The organism is Hymenobacter sp. UYCo722, from assembly GCF_040547115.1.
In the GTDB taxonomy this organism is placed as follows: Bacteria; Bacteroidota; Bacteroidia; order Cytophagales; family Hymenobacteraceae; genus Hymenobacter.
Window position 1 is genome coordinate 158377 of record NZ_JBEPPC010000007.1, and the last position, 16400, is coordinate 174776.

10 protein-coding genes are annotated in these 16400 nt (G+C 60.9%); 1 reads left to right on the top strand and 9 read right to left on the bottom strand.

The genetic code is table 11. The annotated features are described in order from the left end of the window. Window positions 1-89: 89 nt before the first annotated feature. From ABIB44_RS16295 to pbpC, 9 genes are all read right to left on the bottom strand, one after another. Window positions 90-560, bottom strand: a complete 471-nt coding sequence (locus ABIB44_RS16295; protein ID WP_354585727.1) for a MaoC family dehydratase — start codon at window positions 558-560, stop codon at window positions 90-92. A 157-nt stretch (window positions 561-717) separates the two neighbouring features. Continuing rightward, window positions 718-1497 carry a DUF4197 domain-containing protein gene (locus ABIB44_RS16300; protein ID WP_354585728.1) on the bottom strand — a complete coding sequence of 260 codons (780 nt, stop codon included), beginning with the start codon at window positions 1495-1497 and terminating at the stop codon, window positions 718-720. Window positions 1498-1558: 61 nt separating this feature from the next. Further along, complete coding sequence (locus ABIB44_RS16305; RefSeq protein WP_354585729.1) at window positions 1559-2296, bottom strand: SDR family NAD(P)-dependent oxidoreductase; 738 nt, start codon at window positions 2294-2296, stop codon at window positions 1559-1561. Between the two features lie 91 nt (window positions 2297-2387). Further along, complete coding sequence (locus ABIB44_RS16310) at window positions 2388-3707, bottom strand: family 1 glycosylhydrolase (RefSeq protein ID WP_354585730.1); 1320 nt, start codon at window positions 3705-3707, stop codon at window positions 2388-2390. A 127-nt stretch (window positions 3708-3834) separates the two neighbouring features. Beyond that, window positions 3835-4440, bottom strand: coding sequence for a 2,3-bisphosphoglycerate-dependent phosphoglycerate mutase (locus ABIB44_RS16315; protein WP_354585731.1), 606 nt, complete (start codon window positions 4438-4440; stop codon window positions 3835-3837). A gap of 176 nt (window positions 4441-4616) precedes the next feature. Further along, window positions 4617-7838 (bottom strand): efflux RND transporter permease subunit, encoded by a 3222-nt coding sequence (locus tag ABIB44_RS16320; RefSeq protein WP_354585732.1) that lies wholly within the window; start codon window positions 7836-7838, stop codon window positions 4617-4619. Between the two features lie 145 nt (window positions 7839-7983). Beyond that, window positions 7984-9114 carry an efflux RND transporter periplasmic adaptor subunit gene (locus tag ABIB44_RS16325; protein ID WP_354585733.1) on the bottom strand — a complete coding sequence of 377 codons (1131 nt, stop codon included), beginning with the start codon at window positions 9112-9114 and terminating at the stop codon, window positions 7984-7986. 172 nt (window positions 9115-9286) lie between these two features. Continuing rightward, window positions 9287-10636: a TolC family protein gene (locus tag ABIB44_RS16330; RefSeq protein WP_354585734.1), complete on the bottom strand. Its 1350-nt coding sequence runs from the start codon at window positions 10634-10636 to the stop codon at window positions 9287-9289. A 158-nt stretch (window positions 10637-10794) separates the two neighbouring features. Further along, window positions 10795-13137: a penicillin-binding protein 1C gene (gene pbpC / locus ABIB44_RS16335; protein ID WP_354585735.1), complete on the bottom strand. Its 2343-nt coding sequence runs from the start codon at window positions 13135-13137 to the stop codon at window positions 10795-10797. Window positions 13138-13579: 442 nt separating this feature from the next. On the opposite strand from pbpC, the gene ABIB44_RS16340 reads away from it, so the two are divergent. Beyond that, window positions 13580-16303 carry a S8 family serine peptidase gene (locus ABIB44_RS16340; protein WP_354585736.1) on the top strand — a complete coding sequence of 908 codons (2724 nt, stop codon included), beginning with the start codon at window positions 13580-13582 and terminating at the stop codon, window positions 16301-16303. Window positions 16304-16400 lie beyond the last annotated feature (97 nt).

Here is a 16400-nt window from a genome sequence, read left to right on the forward strand (position 1 = left end):
CCGCCTAATTTAATAAAAAATGACCGAACAGCTCACGCTATCCGGTCATTCCTGCCTGCCGCCTAAATCAGCGCAGCTATTATATATCCCTATTGCTCCTGAAAGTGGTACAGGAACGTGACTACGCCAGTGTAAGCCGGCTTTTTCACGCCTTCAATTTCCAGTGATACTTCAATGCGAGTTTTGGCAATACCGCGCAGGTTGGCCACCGACAGCAGCTTGGCGTGCAGGCGTACGGCGCTGTTCACGGTCACGGCCTGGTTGAAGCGCAGGCTTTCGATTTCGTAGTTCACCTGCATTTTCAGGTTCTCGATGGTCACAATTTGCTGCCACAAGTAGGGCAGCAGCGCCACCGTGAGGTAGCCGTGGGCAATGGTGGCCTTGAAGGGCGACTCCGCGGCAGCGCGCTCGGCATCGGTATGAATCCACTGAAAATCGAGCGTAGCGGCGGCAAACTGATTGATTTGCTCCTGCGTAATGGTGTGGAATGCGGACGTGCCTAACTCCTGGCCGGCGTGTTGTTCAAGTTCGGCGAGGCTGCGGATAGTGAGGACGGACATAAAAAAGGGACGTACGGTTGCGGGTAAAGGGCCGCAAACATACGCCACTTGCCGGTCCGACCGCCCTAGGCGGTCCGACCGGTTGTCGTTAGAGTGAAATCGGGGGTGTTTCAACCGGTCGGACCGCTTAGGGCGGTCGGACCAGTAGCCGACGTGCTTAGCTGCGCCCGCCAAACACGCGGCGCAGCAGCTCGGTGGTGCGGGCCACGGGATTTTCGCGGATGTTGGCCTCCTCTTGGGCGATGAGCGTGAACAGGCCATCCACGGCTTTGCCGGTGGCGTACTGGTTCAAATCGGGCTGCACTTTCTGCACCAGGGGCAGCTGGTTGTAGCTGCCGGCCAGCTGCGTGTAGTAGCGCGTGGCCCCCACCTGGTCGAGGCTTTTCTGCATGATGGGCGAGAAGGCCGTCACCAGTTGCGTGGCGGTGGTACGCTTCAGAAACTGTGTGGCGGCATCCTTCTGGCCGGTGAGGATATTCCAGACATCCGAAAACGTGAGGCTTTTGATGGCCGAGATGAAGATGGGCTTGGCGCTGCGAGCGGCGTCTTCCGCGCCCCGGTTCAGGCTCAGCTCGAACTTATCGACCTGGCTGCCCAGGCCAATGCTGCGCAGCGTGGTGGCTACGCGCTGGGCATCGGGCGGGAAGGGGATGCGAATGAGGCGGTTGAGGTAGAAGCCATCGGGCTGCGAAGCCTGGTCGGCCCCCTTACCGATGCCTTGTAGCAGGGCTTCCTTGAGGCCGCTGGCGGCTTCGGAGTTGCTTAGGCCGCCAATGCTGCCGCTGTTGGTGGTGCTGGTAGTACCCGTGGTGCTGCCGGGAAGCCTGATGCCGCCAGGCAGCTTAATGCCGCCCAGATTGGGCAGGCGAAACTGCGCCGAAGCACTGAAAGAACTAACCGAAAGCAGCAGCAGCGCCGCGAGAGTGAAGGTTTTCATAGGAGAGTAGCCACGGCAAAAGAGCCCGGCACAGGGCCCATTGCAAGGGCCGTGCCGGATGCTAGAGCCTGTTCAGTCGGCCGCCGTCTACGCGCACTTCCGCGCCTTGCACAAACGCGGCATCATCCGAAGCCAGGTAAGCGACGATAGCGGCTACGTCCTCCGGCTTGCCCACATCGTTTTTGTCGATGACTTCGACGCCGGACTTCACGTTGGGGTTGTCCCAGAGCATGGGCGTGTCGATGGCACCGGGCAGCACGGCGTTGGTGCGGATGCCTTTCGGCTTGCCTTCCAGCGATGACGAGCGGGTGAGCGACAGCATGGCCGCCTTCGCCGCCGCGTAGGGCGCTACCAGCGGGCTGGTTTCGATGGCGTGGATGCTGGCCACGTTCACGATGGCACCGCCCGGCTTCATGTGCAGAAAGGCCTGCTTGGTGAAGTAGAAAGCCCCCAGCAAATCCACGTTCAGGATGCGCAGCCAGTCGTCACCGGTCAGCTCTTCGAGGGGTTTGAACTGCATGAGGCCGGCGTTATTCACGACCACGTCGAGGCGGCCGAATTTGTCCAGTGCGCTCGCTACGGTAGCTTCCACCTGGGCTTCAATGGCCACGTTGCAGAGGCTGGCCAGCACGTCGGGGGCACCGGCGGCTTTCACCTGGGATGTGGCGTCGTCGAGGTTTTGCTGGTTGTAATCGGCCAGCACGATGCGGGCACCCTCATGGGCCAGGCGCTTGGCCACGGCCAAACCAATGCCGCTGGCCCCGCCGGTAACGATGGCTACTTTGTCGGTGAATCTCATGATGGAAGGGGAATGGTCGCGCGAACTTTTAATTCGCGCGCAATAAGGGGATGAGCTGCGTTCGGGCGCGGACTAAAAGGCCTCGCAACATTCAGGAGGCATCGGCCGAAGGGCTGTTGGCGGCGGCGGTCGACTTGTCGGCGCTGGCGGCTTTCACGTTGGCTTTTTGTTCCAGTGCCCAGTCCTCGTTGCTGTCCTGCGGCATCACGATGGGTACTTGCAGGCAGGCGCTCATGGCCGGCAGCACTTGGTTCCAGTCGGTGATGAGCTGCTTGTAGGCCGCGCCCACGGGGCGGATGTTGCGGTCTAAGTCGAATAATCCCAGGGGATTAACCGTGCCGTTGTTTTCGCGCAGGGCGGTGTCCCAGTCCACCTGGTCGGTGAGGGAATACCAGGTGAAACCCACGACGGGCACGCCGTCGTTGCGCACGCGCAGCACGTTGGCCCACTCTTTCCAAAGCCAGTGCACGGCCTCGTCGCCGTTGGGGCCCTGCCAGAGGTTGGTTTCGGTGTGCATCACGGGCAGGCGGTAGCGGTCGTGGTATTGGGTGGTGATGACGTGGTAGCCAAACACTTCGCCCGCGGCCACGCTGCTGCCATCGGCCCGCACGCGGTGCTCGTTGGTCTTGTAATAGTCGTTGCCCATGATGCAATGCTGCTTGAGCTGGTTGCCGAGGAAGAAGTGATATTCCTCGCGGGTCATGCCGTTGTCCATCAGGAACTCATACATCGTCGAGTCAACGCGCCGGCCGTAATTCAAATCCAGCGACAAAAACCGCTCAGCGTTCATAACCTCGGCCGGCTTGATGGCGGCGGGGTTTTCGGCGTGGAAATACTCGCTCGACTCACTCTGGATAAAGATGGCATCGGGCCGCACTTCCAGAATGGCCTTCATGGCCAGTACGTTGGCTTTCACGATGTACTTGAGGGCCGTTACGAAGGATTTGTCACCGGTCAACTGCTCATTCCACCAGCCGTAGCGGGCCGAAAATTGCGCGCAGATGTACATCTCGTTTACCGGCGTGTAGAGCTGTACCCACGGAAACCGCTGCGCAAAGGCCCGCGCATACTGCGCAAACAGCAGCGGGAAATCGGGGTTCTGGAAATTGCCCAGCCAGTCGGGCACGCCGAAGTGGCACAGGTCGACGATGGGCGCGATGTTGCGCCGCCGCAGGTCCTGAAACGTCGTATCGGCAAACGACCAATCGTACTTGCCAGGCCCCAAAAACGTGGTGTGAATGGGCGGCCCGTAGCGCAAAAAGCAGATGCCCAGCTCCTGCACCAACTCAAAATCCCGCTGCCAATACTGGTAATGGCCGCATTTTTCCATCTCATCCACGCGCAGCTTGCCGTTTTGGATGGTGGGGTTGCTGTTTTCGATGCCGGTGGCGAAAAGGAATTGTGGGCCCATGCGGGAGGGATATAGCGCCGGCTTCAACTGGCGCAGATGAACGGGGAATTGGTTGAGCAGCTTACTCAGTTTGGTGCTTTTGCGTTGTAGTTGCCGGGCCTCACACGTCACCAGCTGGAGCATGTTGCTACAAATTCCGCATCGCCACGATGTTCAGCTGCGCATCAAACTGGTATTCGTGCACCGCACCGGTCACAATTTCCAGCGCCACCACCTGCTCCGGCGTGAGCTTTTCGAGGTACATACGCAGTCCGCGCAAGGTGTTGCCGTGCGACACGATGAGCACATCCTGGCCCGCTCGCAGCTGGGGGGCTATTTCGGCCTCGAAGTAAAGCACGGCCCGGGCCTGGGTCTGCTGGAGGCTTTCGCCGTTGGGCGGGGCCACGTCGTAGCTGCGCCGCCACTCGTCCACCTGTGCCTGGCCGTATTTGAGGGCGACTTCGGTCTTGTTGAGGCCTTGCAGGTCGCCGTACATCCGCTCCTTCAGGGCGTCGGCGTGGTGCACCGGGAGGGTGGCCCAGGCCGGCCGCGCCACAATGATGTCCAGCGTGCGCTCGGCCCGGATAAGAGTGGAGCTGTAGGCCACGTCGAAGTGGAAGCCGCGCAGCTTTTCGGCCACTTGCTGGGCTTCGGTCTCCCCTTTGGGGCTGAGGGCCACGTCGAGCCAGCCGGTAAATATATTGGCCAGGTTGGCGGTCGATTCACCGTGCCGGACGAGCACTAGGATGGCCATAAATCGGGGTTTTTATGGCCGCGTGCGCCCATTGATGTTGAGTGGCTATCCTATCCGAATAGCCCGTCATGCTGAGCGGAGCCGAAGCATCTCTACCGCAATAGTAACTAATTACTTCAGCGGTAGAGATGCTTCGGCAAGCTCAGCATGACGGGCTTTTTTCGTTCCATTGCCTTCTACGCTGGGCTTGGAGTGGGCTCCGGGCCTTTTTCCTCTTTATGGCCGCTGTGCTCCTCGTCGGGCTTGTAATTCTTCTCCAGCTCGGCCAACTTTTCCTTGCCGTAGGCGAAGCGGGTGATGATGACGTAGAGCACCGGCACGATGAAAATGGCCAGCGCCGTGGCCGCCAGCATGCCGCCGAGCACCGTCCAGCCCAGGGTTTGGCGGCTGAAAGCCCCGGCCCCGGACGCAAACGTGAGCGGCGCAATGCCCAGGATAAAGGCCAGCGACGTCATGATGATGGGGCGCAGGCGCAGGCGCACGGCTTCGAGCGTCGCCTCGACCAGCGGCATGCCTTTATCAACCCGCTCTTTGGCAAATTCGATAATCAAAATGGCGTTTTTGGCCGACAAGCCAATCAGCGTAATCATGCCGATTTGGGCGTAGACGTTGTTGGTGAGCTTGGGCAGGAAAAACAGCGCCAGGATGGCACCGAAGATGCCCACCGGCACGGCCAGCAGCACCGAGAACGGCACCGACCAGCTTTCATACAGGGCGGCTAGGAACAGAAACACGAAGGCGATGGACAGCGCGAAGATGTAGATGGTCTGGCCGCTGGCCTGCACTTCTTCACGGCTCAGGCCCGAGAATTCGTAGCCGTAGCCCTGGGGCAGGGATTTCGCGGCTTCCTCCTGCAGCGCTTTGATGGCGTCGCCGGAGCTGTAGCCGGGGGCAGGGTTGCCGTTGATTTCGGCCGAGCGGAACAGGTTGTAGTGCGAGATGAGCGGGGCGCTTTCGGTGCGCTTGACGGTGGTGAGGCTGCTCAGGGGCACCATGGTGCCGGCCGAGTTACGCACGTAGTACTGGCCCACGTTGGCGATGTCGTCGCGGTAGCTGCTGTCGGCCTGGGCCAGCACGCGGAAGTTGCGGCCGTAGAGCGTGAAGTCGTTCACGTAGGCCGAGCCGAGGTAGGTGCGCAGGGCGGTGGCCACATCGGCAATGGACACGCCGAGCTTCTTGGTGTTTTCGCGGTTGATGGTGAGCTGGTAGCCCGGCGTGTTGGCCGTGAAAAACGAAAAGCCGCTGGCAATTTCGGGCCGCTTCCGAATGGCCCCGAGGAAGGCTTGCAGGTTAGCGTCGAAGGTGCGAACGTCGCCGCCCTGGGCTTCGCGCTCTTGCAGCACGAAGCTAAAGCCGCCGGTGTTGCCCAGGCCGGGGATGGCGGGTGGCGAAATCACCACCGTGGTGGCCTCCTTAAACTTGGCCATGCGCTGCTGCAAGGTGGCCATCAGGCCTTGCAGGCGCAGGGATTCGTCCTTGCGGTCTTCCCAGGGCTCCAGCTGGCAGAAGATGGTGCCGGAGTTCGATTTCGAGGAGAAGTTCACGGCGTTGAGGCCGCCGAGAGCGGCGTAGTGCGCAATGCCTTTCACCTGCGACAGCTCCTTCATCATGCCCTGGAGCGTGGCCACGGTGCGGGCCGTGCTGGACGCCTCGGGCAGGTTGAAGGTGATGAAAATCCGGCCTTCGTCCTCGGTGGGCAGAAAGCCGCTGGGCTTGCCCCGGAACAGCAGCACCGTGCCCGCCACGATGCACACCAGGATGATGACCACAAACTTGGAATTCTTGATGCCCTTGGCCACGCCGTTGCCATAGGTATCCGTGACGCGGCCAAACCAGCTGTTGAACTTGAAAAAGAACTTGTCGAGGCCCGTCGAATGCTCGTCGCGCTTGGTTGGCTTCAGGAGCAGCACGCACAAAGCCGGCGTGAGCGAAAGGGCCACGAAGGCCGATATCAACACCGAAATGGCGATGGTGATGGCAAACTGCTGGTACAAGCGCCCCGTGATGCCCGGAATGAAGCCCACCGGCACGAACACCGCCGCCAGAATAAGCGCAATGGCGATAACCGGGGCCGAAATCTCGCGCATGGCTTCGAGCGTAGCGTCGAGCACGTTCATGTTGCGCGCGTCCATGTTGTGCTCCACGGCCTCCACCACCACAATGGCGTCATCGACCACAATGCCGATGGCCAGCACGAAACCGAACAGCGTGAGCGTATTAATCGTGAAGCCCAGCGGAATGAAAAACACGAACGTGCCGATAATGGACACCGGAATGGCCAGCACCGGAATGAGCGTGGAGCGCCAGCTTTGCAGGAACAAAAACACCACCACCACCACCAGCAGCAGGGCGATGCCCAGCGTTTCGACCACTTCCTTGATGGACACTTTTACCACGCTGGCGGCCTCGAAGGGCACGATGTAGGTGAGGTCGGTGGGGAACTTCTTCGAAAGCTGTTCCATGGTTTTGTTCACGTTGTCAAACGTTTCCAAGGCGTTGGCCCCAGGGGCTTGGTACACCAATAGATAGGCGGCGCGCTTGCCGTCCACGTAGGAATTGTTGCCGTAGTTGAACTTGCCCAGCTCCAGGCGGGCCACGTCTTTGAGGTACACAATGCCGCCGTTCTGCTCGGGCCGGGTCTTCACGATGATATCACCGAATTCCTCGGTGGTGGCCAAGCGGCCCTGCACCGTCACGATGTACTCAAACGTCTGGCCCGTCTGCTGGGGCGGGGCCCCGATGGAGCCGGCCGCAATCTGGGCATTCTGCTCCTGCACGGCCGCCAGCACGTCGTTGGCCGTGAGGCCGAGCTGCGAAAGCTTGTCGGGCTTCAGCCAAAGGCGCATCGAGAAGTCATCGGCGCGGCTCACGATGTCGCCCACGCCCTTGGTGCGCAGCAGGGCGTCCTTGATGTAGACGTTGGCGTAGTTGTCGAGGAAGGTGGCGCTGTGGGTGGCTTTGGGGGCGTAGAGGGCCACCAGCATCAGGATGCTGGGGTTGCGCTTGCGCACCGTGAGGCCGAGGCGCTGCACTTCCTGCGGCAGGGAGGGCAGGGCAATGCCCACGCGGTTCTGCACGTCGAGGGCGGCGATGTTGATGTCGGTGCCGACCTCAAAGTTCACCGTCATGCTCATCTGGCCGTTGCTGGTGCTGTTGCTTTGCAGGTAGGTCATGCCGGGGGTGCCGTTCACCTGCACTTCCACGGGCGTGGCCACGGTCTGCTCCACGGTTTGGGCATCGGCCCCGGTGTAAGTGCCGGACACCGACACCGTGGGCGGCGTGATTTCGGGGTACTGCCCGATGGGCAGGTTTAACATGGCCAGCAAGCCCACCAGCACAATCACCAGCGAGCTGACGATGGCCGTGACGGGGCGGCGGATAAAGGTTTCTGCTATCATGAGTTAGCTATAGTCTGTTAGAATAAGGCCGTCATGCTGAGCGCAGCCGAAGCATCTCGCGTGCAGCAGTAATTAATGCTAGCTGCAACGAAGCGGTAGAGATGCTTCGACTGCGCTCAGCATGACGGCCAGATAAACCGGGTGCCTACTTCCCTGATGCCGGCGGCGGCCCCTTCGGTACTTCGGTGGTAATCTTCGCGCCGTCGCGCAGCTTCTGCACGCCTTCGGTCACGATTTTCTCGCCGTTCTTCACGCCGTTCATCAGCACAATCTGGTCTTTCAGGCGGGGACCAAGCTGCACTTTGCGCTGCTGGGCGGTGCTGCTGTCGCTGGCCACATACACGAAGTTCTCGCCCATCTGCTCCACGATGGCCTTGTAGGGCACCACCAGGCGCTCGCCCGACTGCGTGTTGAGGACTTTGATAACGGCGCTCATGCCGTCTTTGAGCTCCCGCTTGGGGTTGGCAAACTCTATCCGCACCGTGATGGAGCCGGTGCCGCTGTTCACGTTCCGGTCGATGGTGCGGATGCGGCCGGGCAGCGGGTAGGTGACGCGGCCGGGCAGCACCAGGCGCAGCGAGGAGTCGGCGCGGGCGGCCTTGTTGTTCTGCAGCGTGCTGAAGCGGGCAATGTCCGTCTGCGTCACCACGATATCGACACCCACCGGGTCTTCGCTCGAAATGGTGTTCAGCAGGGTCGTGCCCGCGCCCACCTGGGAGCCCAGGCGGACCTCCGAAATACCGATGCGGCCCCTAAATGGCGCGGTGACCTTGGAAAAGCCGAGGTTGTTGCGGGCAATGTTCACGGTGGCCTGCGCGGCGGCCACCTGGGCGCGGGCCGTGGCGGCGGCCGTGGTGGCGTTGTCTACCAGTTGCCGGGCCACGGCGTCCTGCTGGGCGAGGCGCTGGTAACGGCCGGCGTTTACCTGGGCGTTGGTGGCATTGGCCTGGGTGCTGCGCAAGTCGGCCTGGGCCTGCTGAAAGGCCGCCTGGTACTGGCGCTGGTCAAGCTCGTAGAGCAGCTTGCCCTTGGGCACCACCTCGCCTTCCTTGAAATAAATGCCCGTCACGAAGCCCGTGACCTGCGTGCGCAGCTCTACAGTCTTGAGGGCCGTCACGGTGGCCGGGTATTCGTCGTAGTAAATAGCTTCGGTGGTGCGGGCCGCAGCCAGGGTCACGGGGGTAGCGGGCGGCGCGGCGTTTTTCTTCTGCTCGTCTTCCTTCTTGCCGCACGAGGCCAAGACTAACAGGCCCAGGGCCAAGTGTTTTTTGTTCATGTCTGTTTTCAACTTAAGTAGGTAGAGCGTCATGCTTCATCTGGCGTCCGCTTGCCGAAGCATCTCTACCGCCTTGTTGCTGCGATTGATTTACTTATGCGGTAGAGATGCTTCGACAGGCTCGGCATGACGGTCCGGCGAATGACGTTCTGACGACTTCACCAGTCAAATTTTAATACTCCGCTGGCAGCACGCCCAGCGAGCGTTGCAGCTCCACCTTGCTGCTCAGCACCTGAAACAAGGCCGTGTAGTAGTTGAGCTGCGAGGTGCGAAGCGTGGTTTGGGCTATCAGCAGGTCGATGTAGGCCTTGATGCCCTCGCGGTACTGCAAGTCGACCACCGTGTACACCTGCCTTGATAAATCGAGGTTGCGCTTGCCAATGAGGTAGTCGTTGTAGGTGCTTTTGTAGGAGGCCAGGGCCGAGGCATACTCGGTGTTAATCTGATTCTTGGTGCTGGTCAGGTCCTCGTCCAGGCGGTTGTTCTGGAGGCGGGCGCGGCGCAGGTTTTGGGTGCGCCGGAAGCCGGTGAAGATGGGCAGCGTGGCCTGCAAACCGGCGTAAGAGTTAGGGAAGCGCTGGCTGTACAGGTCGCCAAAGCGGTTGTTCTGGTACACCGTGTTGTAGTTGCCAAACGCCGAGAGCGACGGCAGAAAGCCCAGCCGGTAATAATCCACCGTCACGCCTTGCAGCGACTTCTGCGTCAGCAGCTGTTGGTATTCGATGCGCGTGCTCGGGTTCAGCGAGAGTGTGGTGTCAATCACTGCTTCGGTCTCCAGCGCCAGCGTGTCGTATTGCAACGCCAGCGGGCGCTCGGCGGGCAGGCCCATTAGCTGCTGGAGGAAGGCTTTTTTGGCCTTGATGCTTTCCTGGGCCTGCTTGCGGCCGGCCAGCGAGTTGTTGAGCGAAATTTCGGCCTGCAGGTAGTCGGTTTTGTCCACGATGCCCACGTCGTAGCGCGCCTTGGCATCCTTGTAGTTGCGCTGGAGGCGGGTAATGTCCTGGTTGAAAACATCGAGCTGCCGCTGCGACAAGAGCACGTCGTAAAACGCCTTGCTCACGTCTGAAACCGTGCTGATGCGGTTGTTGGTCGTGTTTTGCTGCGCACCCTGGCGATTGAAGCGGGCGGCGCGCCGCGCCAGGGCTACGTCGTTGCTGTAAATGGTTTGGGTGCCCGAAATGCCGATGGTCGAGGTATTGCGCACCCCAATCTGGCGCGGCTCGTTGATGCCCGTCACCAGGTTGGGGAAAATGGTAGTGGGCAGCTGGAAGTAATGCTGGCCCGAAGCCGTGAGGCCGATTTGGGGCAGCCCGGCGGCCAGCGCAATCCGGTTTTCGGCTTTGGTAATCTCTTCGTCAATCCGTGCCTGCCGCACCAAGGGCTGGTTTTGCAAGGCAAACACTACGCATTCCTGCCGGGAAAGAGGCTTATCGGGCGGAAGAACCGGTTGGGAAAAGGCGTAAAACGGGGCAAACAGGAATAGGTGGAACAGCGCTTTTAGCGCCAATGGAGTTCGTTTCATAGATGAATAAACAGAGGCAACTTATCTGGCCGGTAAGGGGAACCGCGCATAGCACAGCGGTAAAAGCCACTTAAGCCAAGGTTCGTTAACATGTTTTGCCCGGAAAGGTTGCGAACAACGGGAAGGCTCCCTTATTTGCCGGCCCCAAGCGCCACTGTTTATAACGCGTTCACCTGTAAATTGATGTCCACATTGCGGCCGTGGTCGTCGGCGCAGGAAATCTTCACCGCCCCGGCGGGTGGCCGGAAAAACACCCGCTCAGTGGCCGAGGCAGCCCGCAGAAACCGGTTGTTCACGTACCAGTACACCTGGCGCACCTCGCTGCCCGCCGCGCAGCTCAGCAGCATCTGCTGCTGCTCGTGGCGGTCGAGCACGTACTCGGCGTGGTCGAGCGGGGAGGTGATGGCCAGGGCCGCGCCCGCGCCGCCGTCGGCGGCGCGCACCAGGCGGCAGTCGGGATTATGCGGGGGCAGGCGGGTGCTGGGCAGGCCCTGCGTTTCGCGGAAAGCCAACACCTCGGGCAGTGGGTTCGGGAATAATTGGCGCTTAAAACCAGCCGCCGGCACGCAGGCCCGGCAGTAGGCCATGGCCCCATCGGCCGAAACCAGGGCTTCTTTTTGGTGCTCGCAGCGCCGGGCCGACGAGGTGCCGGGTAGGTAGTAATCAATTAGTTGATTGGGGCAATGCTCGCCGGGCACGAGGCCGGTTTCGGCGCACACGAGGCGGAAATCGAGCGTGGCGGGGGGCACGGCCCAGCGGTTGGGCGAGTTGTAGGCGAGCGTGTTGAACAAGTCGAAGAGCAGGGGCGAGGCCACGTCGGCCCCGGTCAGAGCCGGGCTGCCCTGCCCGCTGAAATTGCCCACCCACACGCCGATGGTGTAGTCCTGGTTGTAACCAATGCTCCAGGCATCACGGCGGCCGTAGCTGGTGCCGGTTTTCCAGGCGATTTTGGGGAGGTGGCGGCTGTTTTGGTAGCCCATCGGTAGGTCGGGGCGCGTGCGTTGGGCGAGGATGTCGGTGATGAGGAAGGCGGCGGCGGGAGAAAAAAGGGAATTAAAAATTAAAAATTGAGAATTAGAAGTTGCAGCTGGGCCAGCACTGTTTCGCTTCGGATTTATTCCCGAGGGCTCGTTTTTAATTTTTAGTTCTTCATTTTTAATGAGAGCCAAAGGTGCGTACCGCCCGCCATCCGCCAGCGCCGCGTACAGCCCCGTCAGTTCCTCCAGCGTGGCCCCGCAGCCGCCCAGAATGGTGCTTAAACCCAGCCTCGGTGCGGCTTTGGCCACGCTTTTGAAACCCGCCGCCCGCAGCTTATCGGTGAAAACGGGCACGCCCACATCGGCCAAAATTCGCACCGCCGGAATGTTGAGCGAGTAGGCCAGGGCCCGCTCCACGGTCACTTCGCCGGCGCAGCTCTTGTCGAAATTCTCGGGCCGGAAGCCGCTGAAATTGGTGGGCACATCGGGTAGCTTCAGCTTTGGGGTGATGATGCCCCGGTCCACGGCCAGGGCGTAGAGAAATGGCTTTAGCGTGCTGCCCGGCGAGCGAATGGCCCGCACGCCATCAACCTGCCCACTACTGGTGGCGTCGGCAAAATTGGCCGAGCCCACGTAGGCTTCCACGGCGCGGGTGCGGTTGTTCACGACCAGCACGGCGGCCTGCGAAATGCCCAATTCGTGCAGGCGGCGCACGTAGTTCCTGGTTAAATCTTCGGCCTTGGCCTGGGGGCCGCGCCGTAATGTGGAATGGATGATGGGCTGGCCCGGAAACTGCGTGACCAGCCGGCGTGCCAGGTGCGGGGCCAACGCGGGGGCGGCGTGGCGCTGGGCATCGAGCGGCTCATTAATGGCATCTTCAATGTCCTGGTTGGGAAACAACTGCTGCCGCTGAAACTGCCGCAGCCAGCGGTTGCGCTCGGCCAGAATTCGGTCGTTGTTCTTGCCCAAAACCAGCACGCGCGGCTGGTTGGGAATAATGGCCAGCGTCACGGTCTGGGCCAGGGATAAGTAGTCGGGTGGCTGCTGGAAATAGAGCAGCGCAGCCGATTTCACGCCTTCGATGTTGCCGCCGTAGGGCACCAGGTTCAGGTAGAGCTGCAGGATTTCGGCCTTGCTGTAACGGGCTTCCAGCTGCGTGGCGCGCAGCATTTCCAGCAGCTTATTGCCGAAGGTGCGCTCTTTGGGTTCCAGCAGGCGGGCCACCTGCATGGTGATGGTGCTGGCCCCGGTGGTGCGGCCTTTTCTGAAAATATTTCGCCCCGCCGCCTGAAGTATTGCGAATGGATTGACGCCGAAATGGTAGCGAAAATACCGGTCTTCCTTATTGATAATGGCCTGCTGCAAGGCGGGCGTTATTTCCGCTAACTCGGTTTTCATCCGCCATTTCTGGGTGGGATTCAGGAAGGCGTGGAGGACGGTGCCATCGGCGGCCAGCACGATGGGGGAGTAGTGTGGGGCGGGCGGCAGGGGAAAGAGGCGGTTGAGGCCGAAGAACAGGAGCAATGCCCCTGCAAGCCCCCAAAGTAGCCGTATGCCCTGCCGCCGATTCATGATGAAAGATAGCGGAAACCCCAGGTAAACCCTGAATGCTGCTTCAGCTTCTGTAAACAGGATGCCCCGCCGGGGCCGTTTCGACAGCCTTCGTATTCAGGTTGGGCGTCATCCAATCGTTAAAACGTGATTTTCAATTAAAATGCTGCGATTATATGGCACTGGCAATTATCCGTTGTTTGACAATGGTATTTTCAATAAAATAGATAAAAGTTCAAAAAATAGTAATTCAGGGTAAATCCGCTGAAAATAGTGATTCGTAGGTAGTGGCGTGGCCGTCAGGAATATCGGTAACGCCTTTGCGCTGGGCCCAGCGCATGAATTGGGCTGCCGCATGTCGCTGCCCGGCCACTGCAATACCTCACTAACCAACCCGCTATTTTCACACGCTTACATGAAAAACAAAATTCTCCTTACCCTGCTCGTGGCAGGGGTCAACGGCGTTGCGTTTGGCCAAGCCATCGTGGACCCGGAGCTGCGGACGGCATTAGCCACCAGCCCAGTCGCTCAGGTAGTTGTGACTTTTAATGGAAGCGGAGCACCGCAGGCTTCGCAGCTGCTGGCGCTGCAGCAGTTGGGCATCACGCGGGGCATCACCATGCAGGCATTGCCCATTGCCGGCATAGTGGCTACGGCCGCCCAGGTCAATGCCCTGGCCGCCAACCCCGCCGTGCGCTCGCTGTTCATCAACAAGCAGCTCGACTACGAAAATTTCGACGATACCAACCTGACGGGCGTGAAGCGCCTGCGCCTCGACCAGCAAATCACGGCCCGCAACAATGGGACGCCCGTTTCGGGGCGCGGTATTGGCGTGCTCATCAACGACAGTGGCGTCGATGGCACCCACGATGACATCAAGCTTGGCACGCACCTGGTGCAGAATACGCTGGGCTCCACCAACCTCAACTCGGTGAATGCCATGCTGCCCGTGACCTACGTGGAGGGCGTGCCGAACACCGACAACAACTCGGGCCACGGCACGCACTGCGCGGGCACGGTTGGTGGCAACGGTGCCCGGTCGGGTGGCAAGTACGAGGGCGTGGCACCCGGCGCTTCGCTGCTGGGCTACGGCTCGGGCGGTGCGCTGCTGGTGCTCGATGCCATCGGCGGCTTCGACTATGCGCTCACGCACCAGTTCCAATATAACATCCGGGTTATCAGCAACTCCTTTGGCTCGTCGGGCACCTTCGACCCCAGCGACCCGCTGAACGTGGCCACCAAGCGCTGCTACGACCGCAACATGGTGGTGGTATTTGCCGCCGGCAACTCCGGCCCCGGGGCCGATACCCACAACCCCTACGCCATTGCCCCCTGGACCATTTCGGTGGCCGCCGGCGACAAGAACGGCCTGCTCGCCAGCTTCTCCTCGCGTGGGGTGAAAGGCCAGGGCGGTACGTTCCAGGTCGATGGCCAGACCTGGACCTATAAGAATGAGCCCGTGATTACGGCCCCCGGCGTTGATGTCGTTTCGACCCGCACGCAGGGCCCGATACCGCTGCTGGGTGCCCAGAAAGATGCTGCCGTACTCACGCCGGCCGAGCTTCCCTTCTACACCGTGCTGAGCGGTACTTCCATGGCCACGCCCCACACGGCTGGGGTCATTGCCCTCATTCTGGAAGCTAAGCCGTCGATGTCGCCCGCCCAGGTGAAGGAGCTGCTGCAGAAAACCGCCACCAACATGCCCGGCCGCGAGTCGTGGGAAGTAGGTGCCGGCTATGTGAATGCCTATGCCGCGGTGGACCGCGCCTTCCGGGGTACCAACTTTGGCGCTACCGTCAACAGCACCCGCACTTTCAGCAGCAGCGTGAACTCGCTGGCTGCGGTTAGCAACTTCACCGTAAAGTATAACCCCGCTACCACGGCTTCGAACCAGTTCACCTTCAAAGTTCCCAGCGGTGTGAACAGCCTGGAGGCCAGCATCAACACATACGGGATTGAAGGCCAGACCGGCAACACGGTCAACCTGATTGTGCTCGACCCCACCGGCAAGCAGTACCGCTCGGGCATTCCCGCCGAGTTCACGCTCACTCCCGGTCGCAGTGTGGCTGTGGCCTCGCCCATGGCCGGCACCTGGACCCTGAAAATAGAGGGCCTGAATGGCGTGGCAGCTCCCGAGGACATTGACGGCAAGATTACCATGCAAACCCCCGCCGGCACCACCAACCTGAACGACATTGCCGGCAACCCGGCCGAAGCCTCCATCATCATGGCCGTGACCAACCGCCTCGTCGATGGTCTCCCGAACGGCTTCAAGCCCAGCCAGCCCCTCACCCGCCTGCAGCTGGCCGATTACCTGCTCATGGGCCAGGGCGTACGCCAGTACCAGCCTACCGACGGCTCGCGCACGTTCAGCGACATATCGTCGGCTACCGACATGCTGCTGACCGAGTCGGTTGCGGCCCGTGGCGCGGCCATCCGCGACCGGTACCAGCAGTTCAACGGTGTGATGGTGCCCATGGCCAACGGCTCGTTTGCCCCCAGTGGCCAGGTGAGCCGCGCTTCGCTGGCCTATTCGCTGGTGCAGGCCCTGGGCTTCCAGACGCAGGCCCTGGCCCGCAACGGCAAGGCCGTAACGGTGAACTACAACGGCGCTAAGGTTGCCGTTGATGATGCCGCTGGCATCCCCGCCGGCCTGGAAGGCTACGTAAGCATCGCCCTGGAGCTTAACCTCATCAATGCCTACTTCTCGGTAACGCAAGGCCCTTACGACCTGCAACCGGTGGTGCACGCCACCTTCAAGCCAACCCAGGCGGTAACGCGTGGTGAGTTTGCCGTTATCGTAACCCGCACGTTCCCGCAGTACAACGCCGTTACCCAGCCGGCTGCCGCTCGCGGCACAGCCAGCACCGGCACAACGGCCATAACTGCCAGCCCGGCGGCTTACCCCAACCCCTTCACCGAAACTACCACCATCAGCTACTACCTGACCCAGCAGGGCCCGGTGAGCGTGGATGTGTACAACACGATGGGTGCTAAAGTGAAAACCCTGGTGGTTGACACCCAGAATGCTGGCTACCACGAAGTGAAATTCGATGGCCGCGACCTGGCCCGCGGTACTTACCTGTTCAAGGTAAAAACCAGCGAATCGGTTTCGACCAAGCGTCTGGTGCTGCAATAAGTAACCTTCGGGTTGTGATTGAATGAAAAGGGCCTGCTCTATTTGGAGCAGGCCCTTTTCTGTTCTGGCGAGCTTCCTCCCCGGCTCCTCTCCGAAA